At 44.3% G+C, this 24,294-nt stretch carries 23 protein-coding genes; 16 read left to right on the top strand and 7 right to left on the bottom strand.

Annotation, left to right across the window (positions count from 1 at the left end):
* Positions 1-52 precede the first annotated feature (52 nt).
* The 4 genes from U0033_RS10555 to U0033_RS10540 all read left to right on the top strand — a co-directional run bounded on the left by U0033_RS10555 (position 53) and on the right by U0033_RS10540 (position 6,679).
* A complete protein-coding gene (locus tag U0033_RS10555) occupies positions 53-1,219 on the top strand; it encodes a hypothetical protein (RefSeq protein WP_143150575.1) in 1,167 nt (388 codons plus the stop codon).
* A 92-nt stretch (positions 1,220-1,311) separates the two neighbouring features.
* The gene (locus tag U0033_RS10550; protein WP_072356770.1) at positions 1,312-1,794 is read left to right on the top strand and encodes an FKBP-type peptidyl-prolyl cis-trans isomerase; all 483 of its coding nucleotides are present in this window, start codon (positions 1,312-1,314) and stop codon (positions 1,792-1,794) included.
* A 507-nt stretch (positions 1,795-2,301) separates the two neighbouring features.
* Positions 2,302-3,732 carry an L-serine ammonia-lyase gene (locus U0033_RS10545; RefSeq protein WP_072356771.1) on the top strand — a complete coding sequence of 477 codons (1,431 nt, stop codon included), beginning with the start codon at positions 2,302-2,304 and terminating at the stop codon, positions 3,730-3,732.
* Between the two features lie 157 nt (positions 3,733-3,889).
* Positions 3,890-6,679 carry a hypothetical protein gene (locus U0033_RS10540; RefSeq protein ID WP_143150576.1) on the top strand — a complete coding sequence of 930 codons (2,790 nt, stop codon included), beginning with the start codon at positions 3,890-3,892 and terminating at the stop codon, positions 6,677-6,679.
* A 354-nt stretch (positions 6,680-7,033) separates the two neighbouring features.
* Here U0033_RS10540 and U0033_RS10535 read toward each other — a convergent pair whose 3' ends face one another.
* Genes U0033_RS10535 through U0033_RS10525 form a run of 3 tightly spaced genes read right to left on the bottom strand, consistent with a single transcriptional unit; the run spans position 7,034 to position 11,309 of the window.
* The gene (locus tag U0033_RS10535; protein ID WP_143150577.1) at positions 7,034-7,528 is read right to left on the bottom strand and encodes a hypothetical protein; all 495 of its coding nucleotides are present in this window, start codon (positions 7,526-7,528) and stop codon (positions 7,034-7,036) included.
* A 58-nt stretch (positions 7,529-7,586) separates the two neighbouring features.
* Positions 7,587-10,238, bottom strand: coding sequence for a valine--tRNA ligase (locus tag U0033_RS10530; protein WP_072356774.1), 2,652 nt, complete (start codon positions 10,236-10,238; stop codon positions 7,587-7,589).
* A 45-nt stretch (positions 10,239-10,283) separates the two neighbouring features.
* Positions 10,284-11,309, bottom strand: coding sequence for a threonine aldolase family protein (locus U0033_RS10525; protein WP_072356775.1), 1,026 nt, complete (start codon positions 11,307-11,309; stop codon positions 10,284-10,286).
* Between the two features lie 326 nt (positions 11,310-11,635).
* Here U0033_RS10525 and U0033_RS10520 point away from each other — a divergent pair, with 326 nt between their 5' ends.
* The 8 genes from U0033_RS10520 to U0033_RS10485 all read left to right on the top strand — a co-directional run bounded on the left by U0033_RS10520 (position 11,636) and on the right by U0033_RS10485 (position 17,272).
* Positions 11,636-12,493, top strand: a complete 858-nt coding sequence (locus U0033_RS10520; protein WP_012793808.1) for a sigma-70 family RNA polymerase sigma factor — start codon at positions 11,636-11,638, stop codon at positions 12,491-12,493.
* A gap of 167 nt (positions 12,494-12,660) precedes the next feature.
* On the top strand, positions 12,661-13,614 hold the full coding sequence (trxB, locus tag U0033_RS10515) for a thioredoxin-disulfide reductase (RefSeq protein WP_072356776.1): 954 nt from the start codon (positions 12,661-12,663) through the stop codon (positions 13,612-13,614).
* A gap of 58 nt (positions 13,615-13,672) precedes the next feature.
* Positions 13,673-14,023, top strand: a complete 351-nt coding sequence (locus U0033_RS10510) for a dihydroneopterin aldolase (protein WP_072356777.1) — start codon at positions 13,673-13,675, stop codon at positions 14,021-14,023.
* A 78-nt stretch (positions 14,024-14,101) separates the two neighbouring features.
* On the top strand, positions 14,102-14,857 hold the full coding sequence (locus U0033_RS10505; protein ID WP_072356778.1) for a hypothetical protein: 756 nt from the start codon (positions 14,102-14,104) through the stop codon (positions 14,855-14,857).
* Between the two features lie 69 nt (positions 14,858-14,926).
* The gene (locus tag U0033_RS10500; protein ID WP_072356779.1) at positions 14,927-15,802 is read left to right on the top strand and encodes a DUF3822 family protein; all 876 of its coding nucleotides are present in this window, start codon (positions 14,927-14,929) and stop codon (positions 15,800-15,802) included.
* Positions 15,793-16,344, top strand: a complete 552-nt coding sequence (locus tag U0033_RS10495) for an RsmD family RNA methyltransferase (protein ID WP_072356780.1) — start codon at positions 15,793-15,795, stop codon at positions 16,342-16,344. The genes U0033_RS10500 and U0033_RS10495 overlap by 10 nt, the downstream gene beginning before the upstream one ends.
* A 7-nt stretch (positions 16,345-16,351) precedes the next feature.
* Positions 16,352-16,822, top strand: a complete 471-nt coding sequence (gene coaD / locus U0033_RS10490; protein WP_072356781.1) for a pantetheine-phosphate adenylyltransferase — start codon at positions 16,352-16,354, stop codon at positions 16,820-16,822.
* A gap of 18 nt (positions 16,823-16,840) precedes the next feature.
* Positions 16,841-17,272 carry a hotdog fold thioesterase gene (locus tag U0033_RS10485; RefSeq protein ID WP_072356782.1) on the top strand — a complete coding sequence of 144 codons (432 nt, stop codon included), beginning with the start codon at positions 16,841-16,843 and terminating at the stop codon, positions 17,270-17,272.
* 31 nt (positions 17,273-17,303) lie between these two features.
* On the opposite strand, the gene U0033_RS10480 is transcribed toward U0033_RS10485, so the two are convergent.
* Positions 17,304-17,930: an NUDIX hydrolase gene (locus tag U0033_RS10480; protein ID WP_072356783.1), complete on the bottom strand. Its 627-nt coding sequence runs from the start codon at positions 17,928-17,930 to the stop codon at positions 17,304-17,306.
* Positions 17,931-18,103: 173 nt separating this feature from the next.
* Here U0033_RS10480 and pyrE point away from each other — a divergent pair, with 173 nt between their 5' ends.
* Both pyrE and U0033_RS10470 read left to right on the top strand, forming a co-directional pair.
* Positions 18,104-18,742: an orotate phosphoribosyltransferase gene (pyrE, locus tag U0033_RS10475; RefSeq protein ID WP_072356784.1), complete on the top strand. Its 639-nt coding sequence runs from the start codon at positions 18,104-18,106 to the stop codon at positions 18,740-18,742.
* Positions 18,743-18,860: 118 nt separating this feature from the next.
* Positions 18,861-19,238: a heavy-metal-associated domain-containing protein gene (locus U0033_RS10470; protein WP_072356785.1), complete on the top strand. Its 378-nt coding sequence runs from the start codon at positions 18,861-18,863 to the stop codon at positions 19,236-19,238.
* Positions 19,239-19,307: 69 nt separating this feature from the next.
* Here U0033_RS10470 and U0033_RS10465 read toward each other — a convergent pair whose 3' ends face one another.
* A complete protein-coding gene (locus tag U0033_RS10465; RefSeq protein ID WP_072356786.1) occupies positions 19,308-19,763 on the bottom strand; it encodes an LEA type 2 family protein in 456 nt (151 codons plus the stop codon).
* A gap of 326 nt (positions 19,764-20,089) precedes the next feature.
* Here U0033_RS10465 and U0033_RS10460 point away from each other — a divergent pair, with 326 nt between their 5' ends.
* Together U0033_RS10460 and U0033_RS10455 are read left to right on the top strand one after the other, a co-directional pair.
* Positions 20,090-20,722, top strand: coding sequence for a WbqC family protein (locus U0033_RS10460; protein ID WP_072356787.1), 633 nt, complete (start codon positions 20,090-20,092; stop codon positions 20,720-20,722).
* Positions 20,723-20,957: 235 nt separating this feature from the next.
* Complete coding sequence (locus tag U0033_RS10455) at positions 20,958-22,355, top strand: type III PLP-dependent enzyme domain-containing protein (RefSeq protein WP_072356788.1); 1,398 nt, start codon at positions 20,958-20,960, stop codon at positions 22,353-22,355.
* A gap of 392 nt (positions 22,356-22,747) precedes the next feature.
* Here the strand turns inward: U0033_RS10455 and U0033_RS10450 are convergent, their stop codons facing one another.
* Positions 22,748-23,587: a hypothetical protein gene (locus U0033_RS10450; protein ID WP_072356789.1), complete on the bottom strand. Its 840-nt coding sequence runs from the start codon at positions 23,585-23,587 to the stop codon at positions 22,748-22,750.
* Between the two features lie 123 nt (positions 23,588-23,710).
* The gene (locus tag U0033_RS10445) at positions 23,711-24,178 is read right to left on the bottom strand and encodes an Hsp20/alpha crystallin family protein (protein WP_072356790.1); all 468 of its coding nucleotides are present in this window, start codon (positions 24,176-24,178) and stop codon (positions 23,711-23,713) included.
* Positions 24,179-24,294: the final 116 nt, after the last annotated feature.

The following is a 24,294-nucleotide window of genomic DNA, read 5'->3' as shown; positions in this document are numbered from 1 at the left end:
ATAAGGGTATCCCTTACCCGCAATTGTCTATAATCTACTTATTTGAATGCTGATGAAATATATCCTGGAGCGGAAGCCTAAATTCCTGCTATGCTGTAGCGTTATAATCCTGTTCTATCTACCACTGTATGCCCAGTTAACTCAACGTGTCATTACTGTCACACGTTCATCCATGGATATACCCGGGCTGGCAAAGACCATTGCTGCCCAGACCGGTGTAGCGTATTCCCTGAATATGCAGAATACCTCCCTGAAAAAGTATGTGCACCTGAAACCCGGTAAATGGAAACTGGAAGATGTGATGAAGGAAGTACAGGCACAGGTAGGCCTGAATTATAAAATTCTGGGCGACCATATTTTGTTTACCGATTATAAGCCGGTGAAGAAAATTGATAGTGTACCGGTGAATAAACCTGAAAATATCCAGGTAGCAAAGCCCGCAAATAAGGCTGGTCATACTTCAGCCAAACCATTCACTAAAGTAGTAAAACCCAGTTCCCCAAAAGAACGACCTGCTACTGCTGTAAACATTTCAGAAGGCCTGCCCATAGCAAGCTCCCCGGTATTGATACTGACGTCGCTTCACACTGACTACAAGGTCACGCCACCAGCCATGCATGTAAAGCTGGTTCAGGTAGCAAGCAGGGAACAAAACCCCCTCAACGCAAACAGAATTTCAAAAAAAGAAAGCAGACATTTTGAGCTACCAGGATGGACCTCTCCACTGGCAGCAATAGGTGTTACGGCAAACGATATTGTGTATCTCAGTGCCACTGCAAAAGCCGGTATTCAGTATGTATACGGGATAGGCTCCCTGGGTTTCTCCTCCAGAGGTATGCGCATCAGGTACGGAGCCGGTATACGTGTGCCGCTGGATGAAGATAATGCCCTGCATGCTGAGTTTACCACCGGTACCTTTTCAAGAAATTATTCCGATACGATAAAGCCTGCAACTAAAATTCTTGAACGCTTAAACTCCTATGGTTTATCCTGGTCAACAACAATGAGTGGCCGCCTGCAGCTACAACTGGAACTGAACTATTCAACACTGAAAAAATCAGGGGATTCTTCCTTAAGCAGTGTGCCAGCCGAATCAAATTATTTCGGTTATGGTAAAGCCCTTTATCGTACTAAGATCAGCGCCGTCACCAATAATGGGCAACAAACATCCTGGATAGGTGCCCGCATATCCCTGTTCTATAATTTAAGAAGGAAGTGACCTGGGGTACCAGCCCAATTTTTCATCCCTGCCAGCTCGTCTTTTAGCTGTAAGGTTTGTAACTTTAGCTTCAGAAATCGCGTTATATAAGCATGAAGCTATTTTTACAATCTATCCTTTTTTTACTGTGCCTGCCTGCCTGCTCTGCATCGACAGATGACGACCTGTTTGTCCGCAGTCCGACCGGAACCAGCGCCCAGGATTACGCTATACAATCCTATATTTTTGCGCATAGCCTGGAAATGATCAGGGATTCCAGTGGCCTTTACTATCAGATCATTTATGAGGGAGACTCCAGCCAGATTATGACGCTTAATTCTGTGCCTACCCTTATCTACACCCGCAATAACCTGAAAGATACCCTGCTGGATGCCAGTTTCGGTTCCACAGATTTTGATGGCCGCCGACTAAAAGACCACATCGCTGGCTGGCAGATTGGGCTTCGTAAAATAGGGAAAGGTGGTGCTATCTTTATGATTATTCCAAGCAGGCTTGGATTCGGAGATGTTCCTGTAGGGAATATCCCGGCCAATACCGTACAGGTTTGCACTGTAGAGGTAGTAGATTTTAAATGATTATTTTATCCATGGTTCGCACACTTAGCAGGTTTCAATTTTTAAATGAAGGCATAACTAAATAATGTCTCCGATGGCTTTCAGCACTTCACAGCTTCACCACTTTTTAAATGAAAGCATAACTAAATAATGTCTCCGATGGCTTTCAGCACTTCACAGCTTCACCACTTTTTAAATGAAAGCATAACTAAATAATGTCTCCGATGGCTTTCAGCACTTCACAGCTTTTTAAATGAAAGCATAACTAAATAATGTTTCCGATAGCTTTCAGCACTTCACAGCTTTTTAAATGAAAGCATAACTAAATAATGTCTCCGATAGCTTTCAGTACTTCACCGCTTTTTAAATGAAATAATGTCTCCGATAGCTTTCAGATCTTCACGGCTATTATTGATCAGCTTCTGCTTAATTACCCCAAACGCATTATCATACTTATGTAATTTGTGCCAGCTGTAGCGCTTAAATCCTTGTTGGAATGCGTTATTTTTGGTGAAATTACAACTACTAGTGGCACACGAATGCATATCCGTTTTTGATATTTTCAAAATAGGCGTCGGTCCTTCAAGCTCTCACACCTTAGGCCCCTGGCGGGCAGCTTTACAATTCCTGGCCGAAATCAAGGCAGCCGGCCGGCCAATTTCAGCAATACAGCATGTTAGTGTTTTACTCTATGGTTCCCTGGCCAAAACCGGCCATGGACACGGTACTGATATTGCCATACAGCTGGGCTTGTGTGGAGATGACCCCGTGACCTTCGACGTGAATAAGATCAATGAGAAAATGGATGACATCCGCCGCAGCAAAACCATGTTAGTTGGTGGCGAAAAGCTGGTCACATTCAATCCTTTGGAAGACATCAATTTCCTCTACGAGGAATCCCTGCCTTTCCACCCGAATGCCCTGACTTTCCTGGTGACTTTTGAGGACGGCACCCAGCAGGCAAGCACCTATTATTCTATCGGAGGTGGCTTTGTCGTAAAAGAAGGAGTGGCTGCTGGTGCTGCATCGCAGGTAGATCTGCCATTCCCGATTGATACGGCCAGGCAGCTGCTGCAATTCTGTATCAAAACCGGGTATTCCATTTCTGAACTGGTGATGGAAAATGAACAGGCCTGGCGATCAGAAGCTGCTACCCGTGAAGGGGTGCTGAACATCTGGCGGGTGATGAAAGAATGTACCTTCAGGGGCTGCCATACATCCGGCGAATTGCCAGGTGGCCTGAAAGTAGCCCGCAGAGCTGCCGCCCTGAATAAGAAATTGCTGAAAGGGAGCACCTATACAGATTATGATAGCTGGATCCAGGCAATCCGGCAGGGTGGTAACCATTTTGCCTATACACTGGACTGGGTGAGTTGCTTTGCCCTTGCCGTGAATGAGGAGAACGCCAGTTTTGGCAGGGTGGTAACGGCGCCGACCAATGGTGCAGCGGGGGTGATTCCTGCCGTGTTGCAGTACTTCATCACTTTCTGTGATGGCTATAATGAAGACAAAATTCTCCAGTTTATATTGACCGCTTCTGAAATAGGGAGCATCTTTAAAAAACGGTCTACTATCTCAGCCGCCATGGGTGGGTGTCAGGCCGAAATAGGCGTGTCTTCTGCAATGGCAGCGGCAGCGCTCACAGAATGTATGGGGGGCTCTCAGCGACAGGTATTGATGGCTGCAGAAATAGCGATGGAACACCATTTGGGGCTTACCTGCGATCCGATCGGGGGCCTGGTTCAGGTGCCATGTATTGAACGGAATACCATGGGGGCTATCAAAGCCATTACAGCTTCGCAGTTAGCATTGCAGAGTAATCCTGAACTGGCAAAGGTATCGCTGGATGCAGTGGTGAAAACGATGTGGGAGACTGCGCTGGATATGAACAGTAAGTATAAGGAGACGTCTGATGGCGGCCTGGCCGTGAATATTCCGATTAGCTTACCGGAATGCTAGTAGGGCCTGCCCTCATTGAATGGAAAAAAGATTTAAATGGTTTCACCTGTCAGGTGAAACCATTTTTGATTTAACTACTGGATGTCTCATCTCATCGAATGGCCTTATGGCTTACCGCAATAATTATGTATATTGTCAGTCTATACCTACAAATGTTATGAGATTATTCGCGTATCTCCTGCTGATACTATTCCCTGCCAGCTTGTTCGCGCAGGTGTTTGGCGGAAACCCACCTTCGCTGAAATGGCACCAGATCAACACGGATACTGTTCGTGTGATCTTCCCCGCAGGCCTTGAAAAACAAGGTCGCCGGGTGGCCAATATTGTTAATTACCTGGACGCAAATACTCGTGGTTCTATTGGTAACAGAAAGAGGAAAGTAAACATTGTATTACAGAACCAGACCCTGGAATCCAATGGCTATGTGGCACTCGGCCCTTTCCGCTCAGAGTTTTACCTCAATCCTCCGCCCAATCCGGACCTGGGATCCCTGAAATGGGAAGAACAGTTATCCATTCATGAATACAGGCACGTATTGCAGAACAGCAATTTTGATCAGGGCGCCTCAAAAGTTCTTTCTTATATATTCGGACAAATGGGCCTAGCTGCAGCCACAAGTATTGCAGTGCCTAACTGGTTCTGGGAAGGTGATGCGGTGACGATGGAAACAGCACTCAGTAGCCAGGGCAGGGGCAGACTACCTTCTTTCTTTGACGGCTTCCGCGCATTGTCTCTCGAAAACAGGAATTACTCTTACATGAAAATGCGGAATGGTTCTTACGTAGACTATACGCCGAATCATTATCCCCTGGGTTACCTGATGAGTATGTATGGTCGTGAGCACTACGGCCGCATGTGCTGGAAAGACATTACAACAGACGCTGTACGATACAGAGGATTGTTTTACCCCATGAGCCGCAGTATGAAAAAACACACCGGTGAAAATGTAGTCGGCTTCTATCACAAAATGCTGGATGAATGCCAGGCGGATTGGAACAACTATGCAAAGGATTCTGCTGTTCCCGGTGCCACATTGATCAAAGCACCGCGTACCGTTACCAACTATAAATACATTTACACCATTCAACCCGGACAATGGATCGTCTATAAAGATTCATACAAAACAGTAGCCGGGTTTTACATAATTGACAGCACCGGCCATCAGGATTTAGTGACACGACCTGGTATACAGTTCGATGATTACTTCGGGTATAAGAATGGCCGCCTGGTATGGACTGAAGCCCGTTACGATCCGCGCTGGGGCTGGAAAGATTACTCAGTGATCAAACTGTATGACAGGGCCACAGGGAAGAAGAAAACCCTCACAAAAGGTACCCGCTATTTCTCGCCAGATATCAATGCAGAGGGTACAAAGATCATTGCCGCCTATTCTTTATCCTCACAGAACTTTGGCCTGCAGCTGCTGGATGCTGCAAATGGAAAGGTGATTGCGACCTTGCCCAATCCGCAAAACTGGTATTACACCTACCCGAAATTCTCTGCAGATGAGCAGCATATCATCAGTGCCGTACGTAATGTGAAAGGGGAGATGGCCATGGTCTGGCAATCCATCAGCAGTGGTGAAACTGAATTGCTGACCCCTTTCAGCTTTAACATGCTGAGCATTCCGAATGTACAGCACGATACGATTTACTACACCGCCAGCTATAAAGATGTAGATAATATTTACGCACTCACGCTTGCTGACAAACAGCTTCACCAGGTGACCAATCATGACAATGGCGTACTACATGGAACTGTGGAAGATAGGGGTGTAGTGTTTAGCGGGTTTACCTCCAAAGGGTACCAGTTGTATACAGACAGCATCACCTGGAAACCGATAGATGCCAGCGTAAACTATCACAGCAAATGGCTCAGACCCGATTTCCAGGAAGGTGGAGATATCCTCTCTACGGTGCCGGACAAGGATTACAAGATTACCGCTTACAGGAAGAGCACGAAGCTGATTAACCTGCATAGCTGGTTGCCCAGTTTCAATGATCCCGATTATAGTCTGACGATCTATGGAGACAATATCCTGAATACTGCATCTACTACTTTAGGCTATACTTACAACAGGAATGAAGGTAGTTCTGCATTGAGCGGCAACTTAATTTATGGTGCGCTGTTCCCATATCTGCAGGGCGGTGCTACCTATACCTTTAATCGTTCAGATCTGTATGGGAACAGGGGCCGCTTGTACTGGAATGAAATGGACGTACATGGTGGAATCACGATTCCTTTGACCTTATCCAGGGGGATGTATAGCCGGAGTATTTCCTTCTCATCCATGTATCACTACCTGGAGCGTTACCCGCAGGGAAATTTTAAGTTCCTGCATCCATCCTTACAATATCTTGGTAATTCCTTTGTGTTTTATAATGCCAGGAAAAAAGCAACACAGAACCTGTTTACGCACTTTGGCCAGTACTTACTGCTGTCTTACAACCATTCCCTGGATCATCTCTTTGCCGAGCAGTTTTATGGCAGATTTGACCTGTATTTACCTGGTCTGAGCCAGAACCACAACCTGATCCTGCAGGCGGCGTTTCAGCAGCGGGATACGATGCGCAATTATTCCTTTTCTGATAATTTTTCCTATGCAAGGGGGTATAATAAGCCCTATTACAAATGGGTGTATAAGCTAGGCCTGAACTACCATTTTCCGATCGCTTATCCTGATTGGGGTTTTGGGCAGTTGTTGTATTTTATGCGGGTGAGGGCGAACCTGTTCTATGATTATAGTAGGTCTTACAATTACTTAAATAATTCACATAACCAATATACATCAGCAGGTACAGAGGTCTTTTTTGATACTAAGATCGGGAATGTACTGCCTTTCTCTTTTGGATTCAGGTATAGTCATTTGTTTGACAGGGATCCGGCAGACAATGCAAAGGATCGTTTTACCTTTATTATTCCGATACAACAGTTATTTAACTACTAATAAAGAGGCGTCTCAAATGAGGCGCCTTTTTTTTTGCTAGCCAGTGCATTGAATAGTACCTGGCTATAGGCTATCTATAGCATTATAACATCACTAAAAGATCACCTTAATATCACCTGTATATCGATTGGATATTGAAGTGATATACAAGTGATCTTTTAGTGATGTTATAATGTAAGTAAGAGAGCGAATCTCAACCCTGTTCCTGTAGGTGTTTTCCATAAAAAAAGAGGGTACCCCTGCAGGGATACCCTCTTTTTCATTTTATCATGAACTTATTTCATAATTACCATTTAGTATTGATTATCAATTATAAATACCTATTTATGAAATGAGTTCATGATATTACCTTATTTATCGGACTATAAATTTCAATTTTGGCGCCCTGTACAATTTATCGCCTGTATAATTCACGATAATATTATCGAAGTAAAATACCTCTCCCTTGTCCAGCAATTCCTTAATCCGGGTTACCCACAGTGCCGGCAATTTATCGCCTTTAAAACTATCGCCTACATACTCGGTATAGATGCCTGGTTTGCCGGTGGTATCATTCAGGTAAAACTCTTTATTCTCATAAGTGAATTCAAATGATACGACCGGGTATTTGTTATTCTTTTCATCGCGCACCACCAGGGCTGAATCCAGTAATTTCGCGATCTCTGAACGGGGAATACTATCACTCAGGAAAATGCCCCAGGTACTTCTGAATCGTAATTTGGTGATGGTAGGGCCAGATGCAGCTGCCGGCTTTTTGGCAGGTGCAGCCTTTGGTTTTCCTGACTGAGCGTACAGTGAGAAAGCAGACATGACAACGAGAATGCCGGATAGTATAAGGTGTTTGCGCATAGTACTGAAGGGTATAAAAAAATCGCCCGGAGAGTTAACGTCCGGGCGATATTGAAAATTATATTGATTTTAAACTTTCCGTAATGGCCGCTATCTTGGCCTCGGCATCGGCTTTCTTTTTGCGCTCAGCCTCAACAGCTTCCGGTTTTGCATTCTGTACAAATTTTTCGTTGCTCAGCTTTTTCTCTACTGAGAGGAGGAAGCCTTTCTGGTATTCCAGGTCTTTGAGCAGCGTTTCTTTTTGCGCAGTGGTATCCAGGGCTGTTTCTGTTTCCAGGTAGAACTTGTCTTTCTGTACTACCAGTGCGATACAACCACTTACCGGAGAATTTACATAAGCGATAGATTTTGCATTTACCTGCTTGATCAGCATATCTTCGATCTGCTGGAAAGCGGGAATTTCGGCGGTATCGATATGTAAAGCAATCGGATCCTTTGGTTTGATCTGGTTCTTTACGCGTGCATCACGGATGCCGGTGATTACCTGTTTAGCCAGTTCACCCTTAGCCAGGATATTGGTATCAACAACACCAACAGCTGCATATTGTTTAATCACCAGGTCATCACCTTCCGCACGGGTAGCGAGTAACTGGTAGATTTCTTCGGTCACAAATGGGAGGAACGGATGCGCGAGTTGCATCAGCTCTTCGAAGAATTCAACGGTCTTTTTATAGATAGCTGCGTCGATCGGCTGTTCGAAACCAGGTTTCACCCATTCCAGGTACCAGCTACAGAAGTCGTTCCAGATCAGGTGGTTACAGATCAGGTTCAGGGCTTCGCTCAATTTGAAGTCTTTGAACAGTTCATTTACCTGTAATTTCACTTCATTGAGCCTGCTTTCAAACCATTGTACTGCAAAGTGGGCTTCTTCGCTGGAAGCGGCACCTTCTGCAGTATTAGCTTCCCACATCTTCAACAGTTTCAGGGCGTTCCAGATCTTGTTATTGAACCGGCTTCCCTGTTCACAGCTGGAATCATCAAACAGCAGGTCATTACCGGCAGGAGAGGAGATCATGATACCGAAACGAACGGCATCAGCACCAAAGCGATCGATGAGTTCCAGCAAGTCCGGGGAGTTACCCAGTTGCTTACTCATCTTACGACCCAGTTTATCACGCACCATACCGGTGAAGTATACATCACCGAAAGGTTTCTCGTTCTTATATTCCATACCCGCCATGATCATACGGGCTACCCAGAAGAAGATGATATCCTGTCCGGTTACGAGTACGTTGGTAGGGTAGTAGTAGTTGATTTCTTCATTGCCGGGATTGGATACGCCGTTGAACACTTCCATTGGCCAGAGCCAGCTGGAGAACCAGGTATCCAGGCAGTCATCGTCCTGGCGCAGGTCTGCCGCTTTTACTTCCACACCGCGTGCCTTGAACTGCGCTACTGCGTTGTCAAGACTGGTAGCTACTTCGAAAGTACCATCCGGAGCGTAGTAAGAAGGAATGCGCTGACCCCACCAGAGCTGACGGGAGATACACCAGTCCTTTACGTTTTCCATCCAGTATTTGTAGGTAGCGAGGAAGCGGTCGCCGGGATGGATTTTTACATCACCGTTTACCACAGCATCCAGGGCTGGTTTTGCCAGTTCTGCCATCTTCACGAACCACTGGGTGCTGATGCGGGGTTCTACTACGGTGTCTGGGTTACGTTCGCTGTAACCGAGGCGGGTAGTGTATTCCTGTTCTTTTACCAGCAGGCCTTGTTCTGCGAGGGCAGCTACCACCAGTTTACGCGCCTTGAAGCGGTCTTCGCCGATGAACACCCCTGCAGCAGTGCTGAGGGTACCATCATCGTTGAGGGTATCTACGACTTCCAGGTTGTGTTTCAGACCCAGGTTGTAGTCATTGATATCGTGAGCGGGTGTTACTTTCAGTGCACCGGTACCGAATTCTTTGTCAACGTATGTATCGAAGATGATAGGTACACGACGGTTTACCAGCGGTACTACCGCGAAGTGACCGATCAGGTGTTGGTAACGTTCATCATCGGGGTTTACGCAGATAGCGGTATCGCCCATGATGGTTTCAGGCCGCTGGGTAGCGATGGTGATAGATTCGCCGGTGAGGTTGCCATCGCCATCTTCCAGTGCATATTGTACATGGTACAGTTTACCCTGCAGGTCTTTGTACAGTACTTCTTCGTCACTGAGGGCGGTTTTAGCTTTAGGGTCCCAGTTGATCATACGGGCACCCCTGTATATTTTACCTTTATTAAAGAGGTCTACGAATACTTTGATAACTGCTTCATAGTAGTGGTCATCCATGGTGAAGGTGACACGATCCCAATCGCAGGAGCAACCCAGTCTTTTGATCTGGCTGTAGATGATACCGCCATATTTCTCCTTCCATTCGAAGGCATGTTTCAGGAATTCTTCGCGGGTAAGCTGTGATTTTTCGATGCCCTTTTCGGTTTTGAGCATGTTTACCACTTTGGCTTCTGTGGCAATGGAAGCATGGTCGGAACCTGGTACCCAGCAAGCATTATACCCGCTCATACGGGCACGGCGTACCAGAATATCCTGTACCGTTTCGTTCAGGGTATGACCCATATGCAGTACGCCGGTGACGTTTGGCGGAGGTATTACAACAGTAAAAGGAGGGCGGTTGTCCGGTTTACTACGGAAATACCCTTTATCTATCCAGTGTTGGTACCACTTGCCTTCAGCCGAAGCAGGCGTAAAATTTTTAGAAAGTTCCATGCTAACGATATATCTAATTATATAAGAGTGTGCAAAAATAAGAGATTATTCCATTTCGGCTATAACGGCGCAGGTTTTTGCTACCATGGCGGGGGTAATATCCAGGTGGGTGACCATCCGGACCATGCTGTCAGTTACAGGACTGGCAAGAATTCCCTCATTTTTCAGGTAGTCACAAAAATAGCGGGAGGTCCATTCATCACCTCTTACCTCAAAGCTGACAATGTTGGTTTCAACCGGCAGCATATGGCCTACGAAGGTTTTTTCGAGCAGGGTCTGGGCAATGTCTTTGGCGTGGAGGTGATCCTGGGCCAGCCTGTCAATATGGTGTTCCATGGCATAAATGCCGGTGGCTGCCATGAAGCCGGCCTGGCGCATACCACCACCTAGTCTTTTGCGGACACGGCGGGCTTTGCGGATAAATTCGGCGCTGCCTATCAGGACTGAACCCATGGGGCAACCCATTCCTTTGTTCAGGCATACTGACAGGCTGTCAAATAATTCCCCATAGGTGGCAGGCTTTTCCCCGGTAGCGACGAGGGCATTGAAGAGCCGGGCGCCGTCCAGGTGGAGTTTTAAATTATTTTGGAGACAAACTTCTTTTATTTTAACAATTTCTTCAATGTCATAGCAGCATCCGCCGCCACGGTTCATGGTATTTTCGAGGCAAACAAGGCTGGTAGCGGCTTTATGAACGTCGTCAGGGTTGATGGCTGCCAATACGTCGGTGGCAGTGAACATGCCTCTGTCACCTTCCAGGGGGCGGCTTTGTGCGCCGGAGGTGGCTGCGATACCACCGCCTTCGTAGATATAAATGTGTGCTAAGTTGCTGTGAATCACTTCGTCGCCGGGTTGCGTGTGAACCTTGATGGCGACCTGGTTACTCATCGTGCCGGTGGGGCAGAACAGGGCAGCTTCTTTTCCGAAATAGGCTGCCATCATGGCTTCCAGAGTATTTACTGAAGGGTCTTCACCGTATACATCATCTCCAGTGGCTGCAGCGTACATAGCATCAAGCATGGCGGGCGTTGGGCGGGTAAAAGTGTCACTCCTGAAGTCAATTATCATCATTGAAGATTTTGCAAGCGATTGAAGAATAAATTAGTGAAGTTATTAATTTGAATGAGATTCTTTTTCAAACGTTAAAATTTATATAAACCATTAAAAATAGCGACTAAAGCGTTATTAAATTTCGTTTATATAAAGTACTTTGTTTTACGAACTGTGAGGTAAAAGAAGAATTTGGCAGTGTGGGTTATTAGCACGATCTTTGCAGGCTAATTTGTTATAACGATTGTACGAGGGAGTAAGAATATTTTGTAAGATATATATTTTACTAATTTCAACAAAATAAATCTTCTCTTGTTATCTAATTTATAAACTAATACACTTTCAATATGAGGCAACTTAAAATTGCCACCCAGATCACGAACCGTGATTCGCAGGCGGTAGAAAAATACCTGCAGGAAATTTCAAAGATCCCTTTGTTAACACCTGAGGAAGAGACTGTATTGGCGCAACGTATCAAAATGGGCGACCAGAAGGCTCTTGAACGTTTAACTACAGGAAACCTGCGTTTCGTAGTATCTGTTGCAAAGCAATATCAACACCAGGGCTTAAGCCTGAGCGACCTCATTAACGAGGGTAATTTAGGGTTGATCAAAGCTGCGCAAAGGTTCGATGAAACGAAAGGTTTTAAATTCATCTCCTATGCTGTGTGGTGGATTCGTCAATCCATCCTGCAAGCTTTAGCAGAACAAGGACGTCTGGTACGTCTGCCGCAAAATAAGATCGGCACTTACAATAAAGCGAACAAAGCCTACATGGCATTTGAGCAGGAAAACGAGAGAGAGCCATCAACAGAGGAGTTAGCAGAAATCCTGGAAATGTCTGAATCAGAAATCAATAATATCTTCCAAAGCAATACCCGTCACATGTCTCTCGATGCACCAGTACACGAGGCAGAGGACGTAGCCATGGGTGACCTGCTGGAAGGTGGCGATATTACTGATGATGATGTAATGCGTGATTCACTTCGTGAAGAGATCCGTCGTGTGCTGAAATCACTGAGCCCACGCGAAGCTGAGATTGTGAATGCGTATTTTGGTCTGGATGGAGAAAATGGAGCAACGATCGAACAAATCGGTCAGAAGTACGACCTTACTAAAGAAAGGATTCGTCAAATTAAAGAACGCGCCATCAAGAGGCTGCAAAAGGCCCGCTACAGCGGTGCATTAAAATCTTATCTGGGATAATAGTAAAGTGTGCACAGAGGACCTCTGTCGTCAAAATTATAAATCTATTATGTCTATAACTGCACCGGCTGTAATTTTTATAGCCGGTGTTTTTTATTATACAAGGAAGTGTACTTTTGCAAGTCTAATGAATTTCGAGCCACACTTTATTAATTTACATAGCAAGTATGGAAACTAATCAACAGCAAGAGCATGTGCATTTATTGATCATAGGTTCTGGCCCGGCAGGTTATACCGCTGCCATTTACTCGGCCCGCGCAAACCTGAAGCCAGTGCTCTACCAGGGCATTCAACCTGGTGGTCAATTGACAATTACGACTGAAGTAGAAAACTATCCGGGTTATCCTGAAGGTATTCAGGGTCCTGAAATGATGGTGGACTTCGAAAAACAGGCAACCCGTATGGGTGCTGATATCCGTTATGGCCTCGCCACTTCCGTAGACTTTAGCAGCCAGCCTTATAAAATTACCATCGATGAATCTAAAGTGATTACTGCCGATGCAGTGATCATCGCCACCGGTGCTTCTGCTAAATGGCTGGGCCTTCCTTCCGAGCAGCGCCTGAACGGTAGCGGTGTTTCTGCCTGTGCCGTATGTGATGGATTCTTCTTCCGGGGTAAAGAAGTTGCGATTGTAGGTGCCGGTGATACCGCTGCCGAAGAAGCACTGTACCTCTCTAAGATGTGTTCTAATGTACACATGATCGTGCGCCGTCATGAAATGAGGGCTTCCAAGGTTATGCAGGACCGTGTACTGAAGACATCCAATATCATGGTATACTGGAATTCTGAAACACAGGAAGTACTGGGTGATAACAAGGTAGAAGCGGTAAAACTGCTGAATACCGCGAAGAACGAAGAGCAGACAATTCCTGTCAGCGCATTCTTCGTAGCGATTGGTCACCAGCCTAATTCCGATATCTTCAGCGATTACCTGGAGCTGGACGAGCAGGGCTACATCAAAACTGTTCCAGGTTCTTCCAGAACTAACGTGGAAGGCGTATTCGCTTGTGGCGACGTACAGGATAAGATCTACCGCCAGGCAGTAACCGCTGCAGGTAGTGGTTGTATGGCTGCCCTGGATGCAGAAAGATATTTATCTGCCAAAGAACACCAGGCTTAATTATATTATTCTCCAAACCAACCGGATGCAAGTCTGGTTGGTTTTTCTATTTATTTCCATGCTGACAATAGGACTCGAACAGGTACATTTTCATGCTTTCCATGGTCTTTATCCTGAAGAAAAGATCATCGGGAATGACTTTATTATTGACGTGTATGTAACCATACCCGGTACCTCGCCGATAGACAAAATTTCTGAGACTGTTAATTACCAGGGCTTACTGAATGTGATCAAGCCCATTATGGAAATTCCACAGCCCCTGCTGGAGCAGGTGGTATATGCCATTGCCGATGCCATTAAACTGAAATATCCTGAAGTACAAAAATCAATCATTTCCCTGCGAAAAATGAACCCTCCAATGGGTGCGTCCGTACGTAACTCTATCGTTTCCCTCGAAAAGAACTATTAGTTAATTCTCCCCAACTATGGAAAATATCTCAAGATTGTATTAAATTTAGTTATTTTAATATATGAAAAACTCCTTCCTATGTTGAATAAAGCATTGTTACTTGCTTTTTTATTATTCGTTAAGGGGACAGTATTTGGACAAACGGCTGATGAAATGATCGATCAGGCCAAAACCCTGGAAAAGCAAATGAAAGAGGCACCAGCACTTAGCCTCTATAAAGATGTGCTGAAAATGCAACCTGATAACCTGACGGCCCTTGTCGCTGCCAGTGAAATATGTAGCCGTGAAGGCTATCGTACAACTGACAAGGCGGAACGGTTAAAGGATTATACAGATGCCAAGTCATATGCTGAGCAGGCAATAAGACTGGCCCCTGAAAATGCGGATGCCAATTATGTAATGGCCATGGCCATGGGGCGCCAGGCCCTGATAGCAGGTGCGAAAGAGAAAGTGACCGCTGCCAGGGAAGTAAAGCGCTACGCCGAGCTGGCCATTAAGTTCAATCCCAATTATGCAAAGGCATTCTATATCCTCGGAAAATGGAATGTTGAAATGCTGAATCTGAGCACCCTGGAAAAGACTGCTGCGAAACTGCTTTTTGGCGGTTTGCCGGAAGGCTCCCTGCAGGTGGCCATCGATAATTATGAAAAGTGTCGTAAACTAGACCCCTCTATCGTTTTAAATTATCTCGATCTGGCCAAAGCCTATAAGCAAAACGAAGAACAGGATAAATGTATTGAGGTGCTGAAGAAAGCCGTGGGCCTGAGAAATATATACCTGGACGACGAAAATTATAAGGCAGAATGCAAGAAAATGCTCGACGAGCTGCAATAGCCAGTTAATTACATAGGGGTAAAAGTCGCTATTTTTGGTTAATATTGTGCCATATCTAATGTATTACTAATGTCTGTGACGTATAACATACATCCTGCTTTTGCCGCGGATGATGCTTCGCTGCTTGAAACAGACCTCACTACCTGTCAGCTGCTGGTATTGGTGGGGAAGGGCTCTTTTAATTATGTGGTGTACAATCCGGCTGCCAGGAAGTTCCTTGCCCTGAAGTCGTACCGCTTTGCTCCCCAAAAAGCCACGATAGCAGATATCGAGGTGATCGAACAGGTGTTTGATACAGATAAGCTGCTTTTTACGAACTTTAGCGATGTGTTGCTGGCATTTGATGGCGGCAACAGCACCCTGGTGCCTGAAATGCACTTTGACGCTGCCATCAAAAAAGACTTCCTGCACCTGATCTATCCTGAACAGGCCCAGGAACTTGTAATGGCAGATACAATTTCTGATCAGCAGATGGTGAATGTCTATTCTGTAGATAAGGACCTGTTCGGATTCCTGCGCAAAGAGTTCTCTACGGACAAGTTTGCGCATGTAAACACCGGTTTGCTGAAAGGGTATCGTTTTGACAATGACTACTTAGAGCTGAATGGGATCATCTACCTTGATATTCAGCAACATAAATTTACTTTGACCGTTTATCGCTTCGGCAAACTGTTATTGCAACAGGAAATGCATTCACAAACCGGCCTGGACGTGGTATATCACCTGATTAATACCATTCGCCAGACAGGGCTGGACGAATCGCAGGTGAAAGTGAAAGTAGGCGGGCCTGTAACCCCGGATTCCCAGATCTACGAGGAACTGCATCGCTTTGTTCCGAAACTGGAATGGGTACCGAGACTGACAGGTTTCTGGTATATTAATAAGATGGAAGAAATTCCCGGCTATTACTTCAACAATCTTTATTCCCTGGCATTATGCGTATAATTGGAGGAGAGAAGGGGGGATTACGATTTCAGCCGCCTGCAAATATGCCTCATACCAGGCCCACCACAGATATTGCAAAAGGTGGCCTGTTCAATATCATTGAAAATAACCTGGACCTGCCGTCGCTGAAGACACTGGATATTTTTGGTGGCACCGGTAGCATCAGTTATGAGCTGAACTCCCGTGGCGTAGAAGACCTGACGATCGTGGAGAAGGACAATGAAATGGCCGATTTTATCAAAAAGACAGCGAAGGAGCTGAATGTTCCCCTGAAGCTATATAAAATGGATGTGTTCCAGTATCTGAAGCAGTGTACGGAGAAGTACAACTTCATCTTTGCCGGACCTCCATATGCACTGACTACCATCGACCAGCTGCCTGTGCTTATTTTTGAAAAGGAATTGCTGGAACCGGAAGGTTGGTTCGTGCTGGAACATACCCCCCGCAATAATTACAAATCCTATCCGTATTACCGGGATGAAAGGAACTATGGTACTACCATTTTCTCTATCTTCATCAACCGGCCGGAACTGAAGAAATAATTACAACATGCAACGCATTGCTTTATTTCCAGGTAGTTTTGACCCCATTACATTGGGCCATACTGATATTATAGATCGTGCCCTGGACCTGTTTGATGAGATTGTGATCGGTATCGGCACTAATTCCAGTAAGACACCTATGTTCAGCCTTGAACAACGTATGCAGTGGATCAGGGATATTTATGCCCACACCCCGAAGGTGAAAGTGCTCACTTATGCCGGGTTGACGGCAAAGTTCTGCGAGGAGACCGGCGCCCGTTTTATATTGAGGGGGATTCGTGGGGTGGTGGATTTTGAATATGAAAAGGCGATTGCAGACGTGAACAGGATGATGGATAATAAGCTGGAGACCGTATTTTTGAGTTGTACACCGAAATACTCAACGATTGCATCTTCGTTGGTACGGGATGTGCTGAAGTATGGTGGCGATGCAACGCCGTTATTGCCTGAGCAGGTGTTAAAACATATTAAACCTTAACTATTAATCAGCATAGCAATGAAACCGATCTGGCGTTCTTTAAATATATCCCTGGACCAGTTGAATGAGAATGGGGCGAATACGATGGCGACCTTTCTTGGAATGGAGTTTACAGAAATTGGGCCTGACTACCTGCGGATGATGATGCCGGTGAATGAGCGTACGCGTCAGCCATACGGTTTATTGCATGGAGGTGCTTCTGTAGCGCTGGCAGAAACGGTGGGAAGTGTGGCTTCTGCACTGATCATTGATCCTGAAAAGCAGTTTGTGGTAGGGCAGGAGATCAATGCGAACCATATCAGGGGGATAAAAGAGGGGTATGTGCATGCAATAGCGAGGCCATTGCATCTGGGGGGTAGCTCGCATGTATGGGACATCAGGATATGTGATGAACACAATAAGTTAATATGTGTAAGCCGCCTGACGGTGGCGATCAGAGATAGGAAATAACAAAGACGGGTTTTAAACCCGTCTTTGTTATTTATACAGCATAACCTTCCTGTTTGAACACAGCTTCAATATTCAGATAAGAGAATTTCAGGTATTTACCCAGATGTTCCGGTTTGATCCATTGAATATCGACAATCCCTTCTTCGATTTGCGGGATGGTGAGTTCTGTACCGGTAAATTTCATTTTATACCAGTAGGTGTGTTTAAGTATTTTCTTTTCCTTGTAGGTATAATAATGGAAGGTTTCGGTGATTTTATGTTCGATGTGCACGTTATGAAGGCCGGTTTCTTCCCTTACTTCTCTTAGTGCACAGGTTTCGAGACTTTCTCCTTCGTCGAGTTTCCCTTTTGGCAGGTCCCATTTGTCATTTCTGAACATCATGAGTACTTCTTCTTCCTGGTTGGTGATGAGGCCACCGCCGGCGACGAGTATGGTGAAGTAGCTTTTGATGGTTTCCAGCAGTTCATGCGGGTCCGGGTGAATGAAGATGGCGGCAGGGGATTTTCCTGTTTCTAATGCCTGAAGGGTTGCTTCGATTGTGTTTGTATCTGGTTCCGGGAACAGGGCTGCTTCCTTGTATTGGGCTGGTATGGCCTGGTGGGTGGCAAGGATGAACAGCGGGTGTTCGTTGAGGTAAATAACGGTATCCTTTTGCATGGGGCAAAAATAGGGGAAAGGGGGGAATAAAGATGTGAGGGTAAGATTTGTCTGAAAAAGTTGCATTCAAAGCATACAGATACCCATATGTTGCGGATTTATTAACAAAATATGTCTAAAAAGTAGACAAAAAGTTTTACGCTGTTCGGTATAATTACGCAATTTTGCGAACTATGAGTAAGATCAGCGAAAAACAGGTAGCAGAAAAACTGCTCCAGATACAAGCCGTAAAGTTAAGCCCGGCAGCCCCCTTCACCTGGGCATCCGGTTGGAAATCACCTATCTATTGCGACAATCGCAAAATCCTCTCTTACCCTTATGTTCGCGACTACGTGAAATCGGAGCTCTGCAATGTGGTATTTGAAACATTTCCTGAAGCAGCTGTGCTGGCAGGTGTAGCCACCGGCGGGATCCCTTTGGGTGCACTGGTAGCTGACCAGCTGAAACTGCCTTTTATCTACGTAAGAGCCAAGGCAAAAGAGCATGGCATGGGTAACCTCATTGAGGGGGTACTGCAGCCGGGTCAGCCTGTGGTAGTGGTAGAAGACCTGATCTCTACCGGCAAAAGCAGCCTGGAGGCTGTAAATGCCATCCGTGCAGCAGGAGGAGAGGTGATTGGCATGGTTTCTATCTTCAACTATGGTTTTGATGTAGCTGTGAAGGCTTTCGAAGCGGCGGGTGTGCCTTACTACTCCCTGAGTAACTATGGTGCCCTGATTGAACTGGCGGTGGAGAAAGGAGTGGTATCCGGCGATGACCTGGCGCTGCTGGAAGCCTGGAGAAGTGCGCCTGACCAATGGACTGGTAAATAAGCGAAGTGTCGGTATTAATTATTAATACCTGGAATTTCAATTTTAGATCTCCGGAATAATAATTCAAACGCCAATACAAGCAGGTTTTTTGCTATATTAGGACTATAAAACGTAAAACATGCGTATTGTTAGATTAGTAATGGTATTAATGCTGGGTTGCTTTGGAATGACAGCCATGGCCCAGGTAAAGAAAGGTACATTGGTAACGGCGAAGATCGCTACGCCAACTGTACGTTGCGAACAGTGCAAAAACCGTATCGAGAGATACCTGTCAGGAGAAGAAGGTGTGCAATCTTCCAAAGTAGATTTCAAAAAAGGACTCACTACAGTAAAATTCTATAGTGACCGTACTAATATCGAAAATGTGAAGACTGCTATCGCAAATGCCGGATATGATGCGGATAATGTGACAGCTAACGAAGAATCATACAAGAAACTGCCTACCTGCTGCAAAAAGCCAGAAGATGGTGGTAACCCGGACAAAAAGAAAAATTAAGCGTTAGTAAGTAGATACAAAAAAAGCCACCGTGAATGTGGCTTTTTTTATTTTCTTTGCTGTAAGAACTTAAAAGAAGCTAAGCGGCTGTTTTGTTTCGCATTTTATTGGAAAAGGCAGAAAAACGCCTCCCTTACCAACTTTACAATTTCCTGATGCCTTGATAGTCACTTCCTTATTCATGAGCGCGCCAAGCGCATTCTTAAATACATTTTCCATATTCACTTCCAGTTTTACAGGGAAGTAAAATGTATCCTTTGCCGGAATCATGATCATCGTATCCTGGATGGAATGGCCTACCTGGGTATCGTCAAAGAAAAGATCAAAATTCGCGTCTTTGAGTTTCAGGTTAAAACCGTTTGGATTGTAATATGCCAACGTCATCCGTACAATACTCTTTTGAAAACCGAGGTTGTCGAGGTTGATGCCAGCTACTCTCACAAACTCAAGATCTTTGAACTTCTCACAAGAACTTGCCATTCCCCAGATCAGGAATACAATGATCGAAATACGTAAATACTTCATGATGTCTAAATGGATTTCGCCAAAGTTAATTCATTTTCTTCCCCTCGAAATACGATTTAACGTATTCTAAATTTCCCTCCGGTTCAAATTTTACTTGAAGCAAAATCTCCCTGAAAATGAATACAAAACCTACTAAACTATTTAGTAAATTTGCAGTTTCCTGATTTTCGTGTCAAATGTGGAAATACTAAGTTCACTAGTATATTTTTGAGAATGTTATGTACTGTTTAACAATTACTTAGAATAAATTGTTAGATAATAAATAATAGGTCATCCGCCTTCTTAAGATAAAATTATTCAGGGGTAAAATTTCAAATTTGGACAACATGGCAGCTGATACAGACCAAAAGACATTATTAATTGAATCTCAATACTTTCCAAACCTATTCTTCTATAAAACTTTAATCAATCATGATACATTATTGATTGAGCGATACGAACATTACCAAAAACTCAGTTTCAGGAACCGTTGTTACATTGCCGGGCCTAATGGAAGTATATTATTAAGTGTTCCACTTGCCCGCGGAAAAAACCAGCGGACGGTGATGAAGGATGTGAGAATCAGTAATGAAGAGAAATGGCAGGCGCAACACTGGAAGACTTTGGTTTCTGCTTACCGTCGTTCCCCCTGGTTTGAATATTATGAGGAAGAGCTGGGTCAGCTGTACGAACGTCCTTTTGAATACCTGATGGACTGGAATGAGGCCTGTTTCGAATGGGCGAACAAGACAATTGGTTTATCCTCCCCTACTGCCTATACTACTGAATATAGTAAAGAGTACACCGATGCTAACCTAACGGATGCCCGGGATCTGATGGTGCCTGGTACCGAAAATGCCAAAACTGAGCTGGTGACATACACCCAGGTATTCCAGGATCGCGTCGGCTTTCTGCCAAATCTTAGCATTCTGGACCTTATTTTTTGCGAGGGAAAACGCTCGCTGGCCTTATTAAAATAAGGAAAAATCTACATATATAAAAGTATTTAACATATTGAAAGCGTTAGATTTAGCTTAATATCTAACCGTTCAAAAAAAAAAGAAACTTTTTGTCCGGCCAATTGGACAAAATATTTAGCTTTGCAACCAATTTTGCTGGGCTTTTAAGAACTGACGTAGGTGTGTAAACCAGGAGTTTTCCAGCGAGGGTTGTGATTGCTTTTTACTAATCCTTAAACACGTATCGCAGGTTTAAATGAACAGCACCTACACAGATCTCGTCAACCAAACCTTCGAGTTTCCCCAGGAAGGTTTTGATGTACAGGATGGCTACCTGGAATTTAATGGGGTGAATATCAAAGAGTTGATTGACAAATACGGAACACCCTTCAAATTGACCTATCTGCCTAAAATTGGGATGCAGATTAACAAGGCGAAAAAGATGTTCCAGGATGCAATCAAGAAGAACAGGTACGATGGTAATTATTACTATTGCTACTGTACCAAAAGTTCTCATTTTTCCTTTATAATGGAAGAGACCCTGAAACATGGGATTCACATTGAGACGTCTTTTGCATACGACATTGATATTATTACCAAGTTGTATGAAAGGAAAAAGATCAACAAGGAAACCAAAGTGATCTGTAATGGTTACAAAACCAAAGCGTACACGAAGGCTATTTCCAAATTGGTCAATACCGGGTTTAAAAATGTAATCCCGGTTCTGGATAACAAAGAGGAGCTGGAGGATTATCAGAAATTCATCCGGACAAAGGAAAGGGTGAAATTAGGCTTGCGTATTGCGGCAGAAGAGGAACCTACTTTTGATTTTTATACCTCCCGTCTGGGTATTCGTTCCCGCGATGTGCTGGAATTTTATATCGACAAACTGAAAGGTAATGAGAAGTTCGAGCTGAAAATGCTGCACTTCTTCATGAATAAAGGGATCAAGGACGATGTTTATTACTGGAGCCAGTTCAACAGAGTATTGCAACTGTACTGCCAGCTTAAGAAGATTTCTCCTGAGCTCGATAGTATTAATATAGGAGGTGGTTTTCCTATTAAGCACTCCCTCGGTTTTGACTACGATTATAATTACATGGTGAATGAGATCGTAGCGACCATTAAGAGTGTTTGTAAAAAGAACAAGGTACCGGTACCGGATATTTATACCGAGTTTGGTTCGTTTACAGTTGGTGAAAGTGGTGCTGTGATCTACAGCGTGGTAGGCGAGAAGATGCAGAACGACCGTGAGATCTGGTATATGATTGACAGTTCTTTTATTACCACACTACCTGACACCTGGGGCATAGGGGAGAAATTTCTCATGCTACCCATCAATAAGTGGGAACAGGAATATCAGGAAGTGCACCTGGGGGGGCTGACCTGCGATGGATATGACTTCTACACATCTGAAGAACATATCAATGCAGTGTTCCTGCCTAAAGTGGCTGAAGGGGAGCCCTTGTATATCGGGTTCTTCCATACCGGCGCTTACCAGGATCAACTGAGTGGATATGGTGGTATCAAGCACTGCCTTATCCCGTCACCTAAGCACGTGGTCATTGGTTATGATAAAAATGGGCAGCTGAAAGACTGGCTTTATGCTAAGGAACAATCTGCCCAGAGTATGCTGAAGATTTTGGGTTATTAAAAAAATGGGTTAGTAATCCACTGAAACACCCCGCGATTTCTCGCGGGGTTATTTTTTTTCCATTAGATGTTATAAAAAAAGGCTCCCCCAGCAATTTAGAAGAGCCTATTTCATGGCATAGGTTTATCATCAAAAGCATAAAGGAAAATAAGACAAGTAGGGATATAAGGTAATTTCGTATAGGGAAGAATAAGACAACTTAACGTTGTGGTGTATCAGGAGAATAGTATTCCTGTTCTATGATGATACAAAGATAGTCTGGTATAAAGTGTAGAAAAATACCCGAAAGTTGTAATTTTTTAACCTGTTTTGGTGTTTGTTTTAGCGAAATCAGGTTAAAACCTCACCTGCATTCATTTCGCAAAGCTCACACAGACGTGTAGGCTGCGTACTCAGCTTTCTGGTAACTTTCCATTATCCAGGTAGTCAATTGCGCTTTCGCATTGTTTTTCAATCTCTATCAGGCAGGCTTCCAGCAATTCTTTGTTGCCATCCAGGTATTTTGACTTACCGGAACGGCTCAGCCCTTTCAGGATAATGAACTGTTTGGTCAGGTGTTGGTTGAGTAGGGAGGAATGTTGTTTTTGTTTTTGGATGGTTTGTTCATGCTCCAGCATAAAGATGTTCCGGTAGTGTTTGCCGAATACCCGCATCAGGAATAAAATATACATAGCGGCATGCACAGCCATAAAAGGTTGCAATTGCTCCGGCACATATCCGTTAGATATCGGGAAGGAGAGGTGATGGATTTTGATCCAGGATACTACTCCCAGGTAGGAACATAAAAAGGTGCCTAGTAAAAGCGTAGTTCTTCTGTTGATGGTGATGTAACAGAACAGGAGGCTAAGCAGCCAGATCATGGTATATTTAGGAGAAACATCCTGGTTATTGGAAAAAGAGGATATCATGGGGAGGATCAGCGTTGTGGCAGCTATAATAAAACTAACCATTTTGGGTGATGCTCCATTTTTCAATAAGAGCATGCAGGTAGGTATTATTAATATATATGCTGACAGAATTAACAGGTCCGTGTTATTCTGGTAATAAAGTGCTATGAGTAGTCTGGGCGCAAGCAGCAGTAAATGAAAGAAGAGATAATCAAATATCAGCTTGAGTATGCACTGTAATCGCGTGTTGATAGTAACCTGTAAAGCGTTGCCTATCACTGCATTTTCTGTAGTGACGTATAACTTTTCCGCCAGGGAACGTATACTTTGAAATAGTTGAGGCATAGGCCATATGGTTGTATGGCAAATTATCCCATAAAAACAGTATAACTCTTAAACGTTTGTGTGAATTATAAAAAATCCCCCCTGTAAATACAGAGGGGATTTATAGCTATTTAAGTTTAATCCTTATTCCACAACAATCGCTTTGGCAGCGGCTTGTATAGTTTCTTTCTTAGGCAATACCAGTTTGAGAATACCATTCTCGTATTTGGCCTGGATCTTTTCGGCATCAACCTGTTCGTTGATGTTGAAGGAACGTTTGAATGAAGAACGGATACCAAATTCCTTGCGGGTTTGTTTTGGTGCTTCCTCCTTATTTTCGGCAGTTTGTTCTGCTTTTTCGGCACTGATGGTCAGGGCCTTGTTCTCTACATTGATCTTAATTTCTTCTTTTGCCCATCCTGGTACCAGGAGTTCGATGGTATAACCATCTTTGGCTTCATAGATATTTACTGGCGGATGTGCGCCGAAAAAGTCGTTAGTTAAAAAATCGTCTTTCAGGGCTTGCTTAAATCCATTGTGGTTAAAAATGTCTTCCACTAAACCGCCAAATGCTTTTGCTGCAGGATGCTGATTAAATTTTACGTATGTCATGGTTTTATGAGTTTTAAGTTTTTGTTTTTAAATGTTTGAACGATTAGGTATAATCAAATGGAATACCATGGCATAAAAACTGCTATTTTGCTAGTAAAATCGTTTTTAACTAAGAC

It is taken from the genome of Chitinophaga sancti (assembly GCF_034424315.1).
Taxonomy (GTDB): domain Bacteria; phylum Bacteroidota; class Bacteroidia; order Chitinophagales; family Chitinophagaceae; genus Chitinophaga; species Chitinophaga sancti.
Note: the sequence above shows the minus strand (reverse complement) of the source record. Positions and strands in the feature narration are given on the sequence as shown.